General features: G+C 51.2%; 12 protein-coding genes. 1 reads left to right on the forward strand and 11 read right to left on the reverse strand.

What is annotated here, in order from left to right:
- The 11 genes from rnhA to coxB form a co-directional block, all read right to left on the reverse strand.
- On the reverse strand, positions 1-416 hold a 416-nt coding region (gene rnhA / locus A918_RS0114005; protein WP_028233823.1), incomplete at its 3' end, for a ribonuclease HI.
- Positions 417-480: 64 nt separating this feature from the next.
- Positions 481-1,440 (reverse strand): homoserine kinase, encoded by a 960-nt coding sequence (locus A918_RS0114010; RefSeq protein ID WP_022711673.1) that lies wholly within the window; start codon positions 1,438-1,440, stop codon positions 481-483.
- Positions 1,441-1,493: 53 nt separating this feature from the next.
- Entirely contained in the window at positions 1,494-2,495 is a 1,002-nt protein-coding gene (ispH, locus tag A918_RS0114015) for a 4-hydroxy-3-methylbut-2-enyl diphosphate reductase (RefSeq protein ID WP_022711674.1), read from the reverse strand.
- A 111-nt stretch (positions 2,496-2,606) separates the two neighbouring features.
- Positions 2,607-3,359 (reverse strand): SURF1 family protein, encoded by a 753-nt coding sequence (locus A918_RS0114020; protein ID WP_022711675.1) that lies wholly within the window; start codon positions 3,357-3,359, stop codon positions 2,607-2,609.
- Positions 3,356-3,748 (reverse strand): DUF983 domain-containing protein, encoded by a 393-nt coding sequence (locus tag A918_RS0114025; RefSeq protein ID WP_022711676.1) that lies wholly within the window; start codon positions 3,746-3,748, stop codon positions 3,356-3,358. The genes A918_RS0114020 and A918_RS0114025 overlap by 4 nt, the downstream gene beginning before the upstream one ends.
- A 303-nt stretch (positions 3,749-4,051) precedes the next feature.
- The gene (locus A918_RS0114030) at positions 4,052-4,930 is read right to left on the reverse strand and encodes a cytochrome c oxidase subunit 3 (protein WP_022711677.1); all 879 of its coding nucleotides are present in this window, start codon (positions 4,928-4,930) and stop codon (positions 4,052-4,054) included.
- A 203-nt stretch (positions 4,931-5,133) separates the two neighbouring features.
- A complete protein-coding gene (locus A918_RS20550; protein WP_051139057.1) occupies positions 5,134-5,781 on the reverse strand; it encodes a cytochrome c oxidase assembly protein in 648 nt (215 codons plus the stop codon).
- A 74-nt stretch (positions 5,782-5,855) separates the two neighbouring features.
- Entirely contained in the window at positions 5,856-6,032 is a 177-nt protein-coding gene (locus A918_RS20555; protein ID WP_238481772.1) for a hypothetical protein, read from the reverse strand.
- A 2-nt stretch (positions 6,033-6,034) separates the two neighbouring features.
- Positions 6,035-6,988, reverse strand: coding sequence for a heme o synthase (locus tag A918_RS0114045; RefSeq protein WP_022711680.1), 954 nt, complete (start codon positions 6,986-6,988; stop codon positions 6,035-6,037).
- Between the two features lie 339 nt (positions 6,989-7,327).
- On the reverse strand, positions 7,328-9,016 hold the full coding sequence (gene ctaD, locus A918_RS0114050; RefSeq protein WP_022711681.1) for a cytochrome c oxidase subunit I: 1,689 nt from the start codon (positions 9,014-9,016) through the stop codon (positions 7,328-7,330).
- Between the two features lie 184 nt (positions 9,017-9,200).
- Positions 9,201-10,085, reverse strand: a complete 885-nt coding sequence (gene coxB / locus A918_RS0114055) for a cytochrome c oxidase subunit II (protein ID WP_033316145.1) — start codon at positions 10,083-10,085, stop codon at positions 9,201-9,203.
- 883 nt (positions 10,086-10,968) lie between these two features.
- Here coxB and A918_RS0114065 point away from each other — a divergent pair.
- A complete protein-coding gene (locus A918_RS0114065; protein ID WP_022711683.1) occupies positions 10,969-11,529 on the forward strand; it encodes an invasion associated locus B family protein in 561 nt (186 codons plus the stop codon).
- Positions 11,530-11,589: the final 60 nt, after the last annotated feature.

Consider the following 11,589-nt stretch of genomic DNA (forward strand, 5'->3'; position numbering starts at 1 on the left):
CCTTCACGGGCGAGTTCATCCGCACGCTCATTCTCAGGATGCCCCGCATGGCCCTTAACCCAGTGCCATGTCACCTTGTGATTTTTGCGCGCAGCATCCAGCTCCTGCCAAAGCTCGGCATTTTTAACCGGAGCCTTGGCCGCGGTTTTCCAGCCATTGCGCTTCCAGCCTTCGATCCATTTGGAAATGCCGTCGCGCACATAAACCGAGTCCGTATAGAGATCGACCTGACACGGCTCTTTCAGCGCCTGCAATGCGGAAATTGCAGCCATCAGCTCCATCCGGTTATTGGTCGTGTCCCGTTCACCACCATTCAGCTCTCTGCGGTGTCCGTTATATTCCAGTATAGCCCCCCATCCCCCGGGACCCGGATTTCCTGAACAGGCACCATCCGTATAGGCTGTAATCGTCTTCAAGCGGTTTTCTCACATTTATTTATAAAGGCAGTTCACGGCTATTCAGCACAGTAACTTGCTGTTGTTACTGGCCATATTCGCTGGCCGAGCGTACTTCGCGATGAAAACGCATACGCCGCAAATATTCCATCGGGTCTTTTTTGGTCACAAAACTGTCCGCAGGCACATTGATCCAGTCATAAAGCCGCGTCAGCATAAAGCGCAAGGCAGCGCCGCGGCACAGCGCCGGCAAAGCCTCACGCTCTGCGGAGTTCAGAGGGCGCACAGAATTATAACCGCGCAGCAAAGCTGTGCCTTTAGTCAGATTATAGGAAAAATCACGCTCGAAGCACCATGCATTGAGGCAGATTGCCAGATCATAGGCCAGCATATCCGTGCAGGCGAAATAAAAGTCGATAATGCCTGACAGGTTCTGACCGATAAAAAACACATTATCCGGAAACAGATCGGCATGGATCACACCGCGTGGCAGATCCGACGGCCAGTTCTGCTCCAGATAGGCCAGATCCGCTTCTGTCTGTGCACGCAAACCGGCTTCAACGGCATCAGCATCTGCCATGCATTTTTCCCAGAGCGGGCGCCAGTCTTTCAATGTCAGGCTGTTCTCGCGTTCCATCGCAAAATTCTGACCAGCAAGATGCATCTGCGCCATGGCTACACCCAGAGCATAGCAATGTTCCGCGGCAGGTTTGCGCAACCACATGCCTTCAAGGAAGGTGACAATTGCCGACGGACGGCCAGCCAATTCACCAATCGCCTCACCGTTTTTTTGCACCACCGGCTGCGGGCACTCAATACCGTTGACCGCCAGATGCTGCATCAGCTTAATGAAGAACGGCAGATCATCACGATCCACGCGTTTTTCATAAAGGGTCAGAATGAATGTGCCTTCAGTCGTGCGCAGCAGGAAATTGGAGTTCTCAACACCTTCAGCAATGCCTTTGAAAGACAGCAAAGTACCTATGTTGTAATTTTCCAGATAGGCTGCCAGTTCAATTTCATTAATATCCGTATAGACAGCCATGCTGGTCTCCCCCTGCCGTCACCTGCGAAAATCGCGGCAGATTATTCTTTATTTCAGTGATTGCCGTTCACAAACGCCATGTCCTGAGCCGTCAGTTCCACATCGCGGATCTGACGGTTGACGAGGAAGTTCTCGGTTTCAACGGTGGTGATTGCCAGATCAATTGTGACATCAAAACGCTGCGAAAACGCATCAATGATCTCATCAACGATAATTTCCGGTGCCGATGCCCCTGCCGAAATCCCCAGCACAGAAAGCTCGCCCAGATTATCCCAGTCAATCTCTTCCGCACGCTGCACAAGCAGAGAATGACGGGCACCGGAGCGCTCGGCCACCTCCACCAGACGTTTGGAATTTGAAGAGTTCGGCGCACCGACAATCAGAAACAGATCACAGCCGGGAGCCGCTTCTTTCACCGCTTCCTGACGATTGGTTGTAGCATAACAGATGGATTCAGCGGCAGGCGCTGTCAGCTGCGGAAACCGCTCCTGAAGCTTGGCAATAATACCCGCAGTATCGTCTACCGACAGCGTGGTTTGCGTTACAAAGCCGAGGTTTTCAGGATCTTCCGGCTGGTAGGCCTCGGCATCTGCTACAGTCTCGATCAAGGAAACCGTACCTTCCGGCAGTTGCCCCATTGTGCCGATCACTTCCGGATGACCGGAATGGCCGATCAGAATAACATGCCGGCCAAGACGTTGATGGCGCATCGCCTGTTTATGAACTTTGGAAACCAGCGGACAGGTTGCATCCAGATAAAACAGGTTTTTCGCATCCGCATCTTCCGGCACGGATTTTGGCACACCATGAGCGGAAAATACCACCGGCTGATCGCGGTGTTCCATCGGAATTTCGTCCAGCTCTTCCACGAAGATCGCACCACGTGCCTGCAGGCCTTCAACCACATAACGGTTGTGAACAATCTCATGACGCACATAGACCGGAGCGCCGTATTTCTTCAGCGCCAGCACAACGATCTGAATAGCGCGATCAACACCGGCGCAAAATCCACGTGGACCGCACAGGCGGATGGTCAGCTTAGGCTTATCGGTCATTGAACTCTGATTATCCTGTCTTCAAAGCAACATTGCGACCATAGATCATCAATGCGCTGTAAAACATATCCAGCTTTAGCAATTGGGCTTCGTATCACGCAATGTCAACAGCTATTGCGCATCCGGACTACGGCGCTGACGGAAAATATAGATAAAGGTCACAACCAGCAAAACGGCAGCCAGCCCGAACCATGTGCCCGCATATTGCAGATGATTATTCGGTTGCTCGAGAATGGTTATCCCGCCCTGCGGCAAGCCACCGGCATTGGCTGTGGCATCCGCATCCACAAAGAACCCGACAAAATCATGATCCTGAGCAAGGCCGCTATTTTCCATCATCGCGCCCCAGTCTTTCCAGTAATAAAGTTTTTTAGCCGGTTCATTGTCCGGCAGATAGGAAGACGGTTTGGCAATCAGCGGATCACGGGCAAGCCCCGTAACAGTCACTTCACCCGCGATCTGTCCTTGCGGACGTGTCGCCGGATTTTGCTTTTCATAAGGCACAAAACCACGATTAACCAGAACAGCCCGCCCGTCATTCAGGATCAGCGGCGTATAAACCGCATAACCGGATGCGCCTTTAAACGTGGTGAAAAAATACTGTTCGCGCTCATGCTGAAATGTGCCGCGCAAAGTCACCGGCATGTAATCAACAACACCGGTTTTGGCAAATTCAGCCTCAATGTCACTCAGCGGCTTAGGTGCGGAATGCACCCTTTCTTCAATCTGCGCAATCAGCTGCTCTTTCCAGAACAAACGCTGTGTCTGCCAGATACCAAGCCCCAGCAGAACGGCAAAAGCAATGCTGCTGCAGAGCAGTAAAATCCATGGAAAGGACTTCTGTGTCTTACCGGTGGCAGTCATTCGCGTCCCCGCCTGTCGAGCTGCCCCGACGCCGCTTTATGCTTATATTGCAGTGTTATCAGAATACCTTTCATCCAGCGCGTCAGCACCAGCCCGATGAGAATTGCCAGCGGTATCCAGATGATAAAATGCAGCCAGAGCGGCAGCTGATAAGACACCTCAGCCCAGAGCGCCAAAGCTGTAACAAGAAAACCGTCAAGCAGAAGCACAAAAACAACAGGCCCGTCACCGGAATCTGCAAAACCATAATCCAGTTCGCAGACCTCACAGCGCTTTGCCAGTTTCAGATAACCATTAAACAAAGCGCCCTGTCCGCAGCGCGGGCAGCGTCCTTTGATACCGGCTTTGATTGGCTCTACCGGCGGATAAAGACTATCTTTATTATGCATTATTCCACCTCCGCTGCGGTCTAGAGCGGTTTACGTCCAGATTGGATCATAGCGCTCGCTCTAGATTCTTTATTTTGTCGCATTATCACTGCCGTCAAGTTGATCCAACTTGACTGTGAAATGCTCTAGTTGCGCCGTTAAAACCAGAACAAAATTTTAAAATGTTGGAGCCACCTTTATGTGCCAGGTCCGACACAGGGCGCTCTAAGAAACAAAAAGCGCCGCAGCCCTCAAAAACCGCGACGCTTTCCTTATCCCATCAGGCTCAGAACTCCGGCAAAATACCGTTATTCCTGATGCCGGTTAATGCACGGCAATCGGTGCGCCCCATGAACCCCAGACATAAATGCTGAAGAACAGGAACAGCCAGACCACGTCCACGAAATGCCAGTACCATGCAGCGGCTTCCAGACCGAAATGGTTCTTCGGCGTAAAATCACCGCGAATAGAGCGGATCAGACAAACGGCCAGAAAGATCGTACCAACAATAACGTGGAAACCATGGAAACCGGTCGCCATGAAGAATGTTGCACCATAAACGGAATCTTTGAAGGCAAATGGCGCATGAATATATTCATAAGCCTGCACGAAAGAGAACAGCACACCGAGAACAACAGTCAGCGCCAGCCCCCAGACAAGGCCTTTGCGGTCATTATGCAGCAGCGCATGATGCGCCCATGTCAGCGTTGTGCCGGAGAGCAGCAGAATTACGGTATTATAAAGCGGCAGGTGCAGAGGATCGAGAACTTCCATGCCTTTCGGAGGCCACTGACCGCCGGTGAATTCTGCACGCATCACCTGATGCACTTCATTCGGGAACAGGCTGGCATCAAAGAAGGCCCAGAACCATGCCACGAAGAACATGACTTCGGAGGCAATGAACATAATCATGCCATAGCGCAGATGGATGGAAACCACGCGGGTATGGTGGCCTTCCTTGCCCTCACGGATCGTATCCGACCACCAGCCATACATGCAGTACAGGATGATGGCGATGCCGATAAAGAACAGCCATGGCGTTACAAAATTGATACCAAACAGATGCAGCTCGCCTGCATTGAGGTAGCGCATATAAGCGATACCGCCAATGGCCAGAACAAATGCACCAACCGAGCTCAGAAACGGCCACGGACTAGGATCTATAATATGATAGTCGTGGTTCTTCTGATGAGTGTCTGCCATGTCATTCCCCCTTAAGGTTTATGCCCCAAGGCTCCTCTGTTTATCTTTCCGGTGCTGCATCCGGATATCCCCCGATAAGCACCCTGTTCTTTATTTTATGTCGCAGGCGCAGTCTGTTTTTGCGCTCCGAACATAGCCCCTCTTGACCATATTCTTGATGCAGTTCGCTTTTTTGCGCACCGCAACATGATGTCGCGGCATCTCTATCCTTGCGGCTTCACCACCGGTTTAATTTCAGCATTTTTCTGCAAAACAGCAGGCGCTGCGGCTGAGTTCACCGGCTCCTTGTCCAGCGGGAAAAATGTATAAGACAAGGTGATCGTCTTCAGCCCTTTAAGGTCTTTTTCTTTCACAATATCCGGATCGACAAAGAACATGACCGGCATTTCCATTGTTTCACCGGCGGCAAGGGTTGTGTCTGTAAAGCAGAAGCACTGAACCTTGTTGAAATAAGAACCTGTGAGATCCGGCGACACATTGAAGGTCGCGCGTCCCGAAGCCGGACGGTCGGAGATATTCTTCGCTTCGTAATTCACGATGGTGGTCTCACCGATACGCACAGTCACTTCGCGCTGAACCGGCTTGAACTCCCATGGCAATCCGCCGGACACATTGGCATCAAAGCGTACATTGACCGTCTGATCGAGGATTGTATCGGACATCTGCTCAACGCGCTGCGTTGTGCCGCCATAGCCGGTAACCTGACAAAACATCTGATAAAGCGGGACAGCCGCATAGGCCATGCCGATCATGGCAACGAAGAAACTGGCACAGGAAAGAGCAACAATACGATTGGAACGCTGATGACGTACAGCCTGTGCAGCAGTGTCTTCTGCTGCAGGCGCCTGCATTGTTTCTGTATTTTCCTGTTTCTGTATCATTGCCTATGCCGCCTCCCTGCGACTTAAAACGCTGACAGTTCCGATTACATCGGGCGAACCAGCACACCGGGTCCGAGTTTAACCCATGTGCCGATATAAACGATCAGAACAAAAGCCGTTAAGGCCAGTGCCAGAGCCACTGAACGGCTGCGCTGGGCTTTCTTCTGTTTCTCTGTCTGCGTTATCAGTTCGAGTTCAGTTTTTGCTTCTTTATCCGCCATCATTATCCCCCTATTACCGGCAGTATTTTCGCCACCAGTGCTTCAACAAGCAAGATGCTGAACAAAGCGGACAGATAAACCAGCGAAAATTTAAACAGCGCACGGGCAGCGCGCATTTGTGTTTCATGTTCCGGCGCCATCCAGAGCTGCACTGCGCGCCATACGAAGATTGCGCCAAGCAAAGCAGAAAGCACACCATAGACATGGCCGCCGAAGCCGAGGAACCATGGCAGAACACCAACCGGCGCCACGATCAGCGAATAGATTACGATCTGCAAACGTGTGGATTTTTCACCCCGCACATTCGGCATCATCGGAATTTTTGCTGCTTCATAATCACCGGATGTGAACAGGGACAGTGCCCAGAAATGCGGCGGCGTCCACAAAAAGATAATCAGAAACAGAACAACACTTTCAACCGAGACTGTGCCCGTTACCGAAGCCCAGCCGATCATAGGCGGAAATGCACCGGCGGCACCGCCAATAACAATATTCTGCGGTGTCGAGCGTTTCAGCCACATCGTATAAACGACGCTGTAGAAGAAAATTGTAAAGGCCAGCAAAGCTGCAGCAAGCCAGTTGACGAGCAGGCCAAGTGTCATCACGGAAAAGACAGACAGTGTAATACCATAGGCAAGCACTGTTTCTTCACGGATCAGACCAGCAGGGATCGGCCGGTTTTTTGTGCGTTTCATAATGCGGTCAATGTCAGCATCATACCACATATTCAGCGCGCCTGAGGCGCCGCCGCCGATCGCAATACAAAGAATAGCAATCGCAGCCATAACCGGATTCATATGACCGGGAGCCACGATCAGACCAACAAAACCGGTAAATACAACCAGCGACATGACACGCGGTTTCAGCAGCGCGATATAATCAGCCGCGCTCGCTTCCGACAGCTGCATCGGCTGTCCGGTTTCACCTGTCATGTTATTTTTCTCAACCAGAGACATTATCTGTATCTGTCCTTATTCAAAAATTCCGGCAAAACCGGATACCGGATCTCAAATCCGGCAATTCCTTAAAACGAATGTCGCACTCTGAGCAGCTATTTGCGGGGAGACTGCTTCTCCCGCAACGCCGCATTTTCTTGCGCGACTGTTGCAGCACCTGCGGTGCATTAAGCGCTAATAGCGCCTCTATACACCCAAACACCGCACGGTACACCCGTCATAATTTAGGAAATTCATAAATAGCCTAAAAGTGAACGGCCCTATGAATTGCATAAATCATGCTATCCGGCATTTTCGTTTGTATCGGGCGGCGGCATGACTGACGCCGCCCGAACAATATTACTTCACATGCGGGAGCTGTTCCCACTGATGGTAAGGCGGCGGCGAAGACAGCTGCCATTCCAGTGTTGTTGCACCCTCACCCCATGGATTTGCACTTGTGGCACGCTTTTTCGCAAAAGCCTCAAATACACCATAGAGGAAAACCAGCACCGCAAAGCCGGAAATATACGAGCCGTAGGACGACACCATGTTCCAGCCTGTATAGGCATCAGGATAGTCGATATAACGGCGCGGCATACCGGCAAGACCGAGGAAATGCTGCGGGAAGAACACCAGATTCACACCGATAAATGTGAGCCAGAAGTGAATTTTGCCAATGGTTTCATTGTACATGTAGCCGAACATTTTCGGGAACCAGTAATACCAGCCCGCAAAAATCGCGAATACGGCACCCAGCGACAATACGTAATGGAAATGCGCGACAACATAATATGTGTCATGCAGCGCACGGTCGAGACCGGCATTGGCCAGCTGCACACCAGTCATACCACCAACGGTGAACATGAAGATGAAGCCGATTGACCAGATCATCGGCGTGCGGAAGTCAATCGAACCGCCCCACATTGTGGCAATCCACGAGAAGATCTTGATACCGGTCGGCACCGCAATCACCATGGTTGCGAACACAAAATAACGCTGCGTATCGAGTGACAGACCCACCGTATACATATGGTGCGCCCAGACCACAAAGCCGACAACACCGATTGCAACCATCGCATAGGCCATGCCGAGATAACCGAAAATCGGCTTCTTCGAGAAGGTCGAAATCACGTGGCTGACAATACCGAAGCCCGGCAGGATCAGAATATACACTTCAGGATGACCGAAGAACCAGAACAAATGCTGATACAGGATCGGATCACCGCCACCTTCAGGCGCGAAGAATGCTGTCGCAAAGTTACGGTCTGTCAGCAGCATTGTGATCGCACCGGCCAGAACCGGCAGAGACAACAGAAGCAGGAAGGCTGTAACCAGAACAGACCATGCGAAAAGCGGCATTTTATGCAGGGTCATGCCCGGCGCACGCATATTCAGAATGGTTGTGATGAAGTTGATCGCACCGAGAATGGACGACGCACCGGAAATGTGGATCGACAGAATTGCGAAATCCACCGCAGGTCCAGGCTGCCCCGAAGTCGACAGCGGCGGATACAGCGTCCAGCCGCCACCTGCGCCCCAACCACCGGCAGGCCCCGGCACGAAGAAGGAAATCAGCAGCAGCAGCAATGCCGGAGGCAGCAGCCAGAATGAAATATTGTTCATGCGCGGGAACGCCATATCCGGCGCACCGATCATCAACGGAACCATCCAGTTGGCGAAACCACCGATCAGCGCAGGCATGACCATGAAGAAGATCATAATCAGCGCATGCATGGAGGTAAACACGTTGAACATATGCTTACCGGCATCCAGTGCCGCATCGCCTTCAACGCCATAGACCATAGAAGCCAGACCATGGAAAATCTGGATACCAGGCTCCTGCAATTCCGCACGCATAGCGATGGACAATGCCCCGCCGATGATACCGGAAATAATCGCAAAGATCAGATAGAGTGTACCGATATCTTTGTGATTGGTCGAATACACCCAGCGAACCCAGCCGCGCGGCTTGTGGTCGTCATGGTGTGCATCCGCCCCTGCGTGAGGGGCTCCCTTTCGGGTATCGTGAGCTGTTGTACCAGCCATAAGATTGCTCCCGTTCTGAACGAATACCAAATGCCCTTTAGGGAACCAAAACAGGTATTCTAAAATATTGAACTACCACATGAATTCCGTCTTAAATCATATTTGATTTTTAAGCAGCCATGCGGTTCGTGACCTGTAAAAACCCAAGAGCCTGACGAAAACTCCGTTCACGTCAGGCTTATAATCAGTTTCCGGCAACAGTCACGGTCTTGTTGTCATTTTCAATTTCGGCCATCAGCGTCTTATTCGCACCGGAAATATCCGTGCGGGCAGCAGCAAGCCATGCATCATAACGCTCCTGTGAGACAACGCGCACAGCAATCGGCATATAAGCATGATCTTTACCGCATAGTTCAGAACACTGGCCGTAATAGAGCCCTTCACGGGCGGCCTTGAACCATGTTTCGTTATTACGTCCCGGAACACCATCCATCTTGACGCCGAAAGCAGGCATTGCCCATGAGTGGATCACATCGGCAGCTGTCACCAGCAAGCGGACAGTCGTATCCACAGGAACCACAACTTCATTATCAACGGCCAGAAGACGCGGATAAGCGGCCAGATCCTGTTTACCGGCGCTCGCACGGTCTTCGTCTTTCAGCAGAAGCGCATCAAAAGAAAGCGGCTCTTCTGTCTGATATTCATAGCCCCAGTACCACTGATAACCTGTTGCTTTAACAGTCAGTTTTGGCTCATCCGGAGAATATTGCGCAGTCAGAAGCTGGAAGGATGGAATGGCCAGAAACAGCAGAATAATGACCGGACCCAGTGTCCAGATCACTTCAATCGTTGTGTTATGGCTGGTTTTGGAAGCAACCGGATTTGCGCCTTTACGGAAGCGCAGGATGCACCACAAGAGCAGCAGCATCACCAGACCGGTTACCGGAATAATGAACATCAGCGAATAACGCTCAAACCAATGTATCTGATCCGCAATTTTTGTTGCGGAATCCTGCCAGCTCAGCTGCCAGTCAACCGGCTTGTCAGCCAGTGCGCCCGCTGCAGACGCCAAAAGACCGGACACTGCGCCGAATGCAACCGCGCTGCCGGTCAAAATATGTTTTTTCATCGCAGAATCCTTACCTGCAACGGCTTTATTTGTGGCAATAACCCTATCCACCAGCATCTTCTCCCGATTATAGCCTTGCCGGTTAATCGCGGACATAGCTCTTCCCCAGCCAATGTCCCGTTCCCCCACCGTACTGACAACACATTATAGCACCAAGCAAGGAAGGCGAAGATTTTCCCGTGCGGCATTTTTGCGCGTAATACAACTCAAAAACACGGGTCTTTTCCGGTTCATCCCGCAGGTAACCGGATATAAAAATATTCAAATCAATCTATAAAAACACATAAAATCAAAGAGTTGAAAACGAAGAACAGTATAGCGCGACCTTTTACAGATTTTGTCTGCCCGGAAAAATCTCAAGGTTTTCCTGATTGCCTCAACCGCGCCAAAACAGCCCAAATCTGCAGATCACGCCTTATTCCGGCCTCAGAACGGAGAATCAATTCATAGTCCGGACTTATTTGCATTGATCTGGATCAAGTAAAATACAGATAAAACAATGCGCCGTGCATCCTGTAGAAAGCTGCTGCAATATCCTGAAAAGCACGGCAGATTTCAAACGCTGCACACTCTTTCAGATCAGCCTGCAATTCACGGTGCTAAAACGGAGGGAAGATGCTGAAAACTGTGCATGGCATAGCGATAATTTCGGCAATGCGGATTTAGAATGGTGTTCACAATCTGATTTATACTAAAACTTTACCTTATCCGGTTCAAATTCCGCCATTATCCATGTACACAGAATAAAAAGCATGGCTTTCTGATTTGCCGGTTTCCGGAAATGACGCAAAGCCCTCTCTTAAATACGCTTTCAAAGGGTAGTTACGGCTCGCGCCGCATTTACCGATGTAATGTTTACCGAGCCGCCAAAGGTATCATAAATATGCACCATTTCTCTTCTGTCAGCCGTAAAGTTGCCGCTGCTCTGCTCGGTGCAGGCCTTATGGCTGTATCCGCCTCTGCTGCTTTTGCTCAGACTGCACCGCAGCCAACCGCTTCCGGTGCATCGCAGAAAAACGGCACTTTGCGCTCGCAGCATGGCGCATGGTCCATTCTTTGCGACAAGCCTGCCGGTGCCAAGACCGAACAATGTGCGCTGATCCAGAATGTGATCGCTGCTGACCGTCCTGAGCTCGGCCTTTCGGTCGTTGTTCTGAAAACTGCCGACAATAAAGCGCGTATCCTGCGTGTGCTTGCACCACTCGGCGTTTTGCTGCCAAACGGCCTCGGCCTCAATGTGGACGGCAAAGATATCGGCCGTGCTTATTTCGTGCGCTGTTTTGAAGACGGCTGCTATGCGGAAGTTATCCTTGACGACGCACTGATCGACACACTGCGCAAGGGTAAGGCCGCGACTTTCATCGTGTTCCAGACACCGGAAGAAGGCGTGGGTATTCCCGTTGAATTGCAGGGCTTCAGCGACGGCTTCAACAAGCTGCCATAAGCCTTTCAATCTGATTAAAACGCCGCCGCTCATATTTTGACGGCGGCGTTTTTCTTTTAT

Origin of the sequence: Pseudochrobactrum sp. AO18b (genome assembly GCF_000409565.1) — a bacterium.
Taxonomy (GTDB): domain Bacteria; phylum Pseudomonadota; class Alphaproteobacteria; order Rhizobiales; family Rhizobiaceae; genus Pseudochrobactrum; species Pseudochrobactrum saccharolyticum.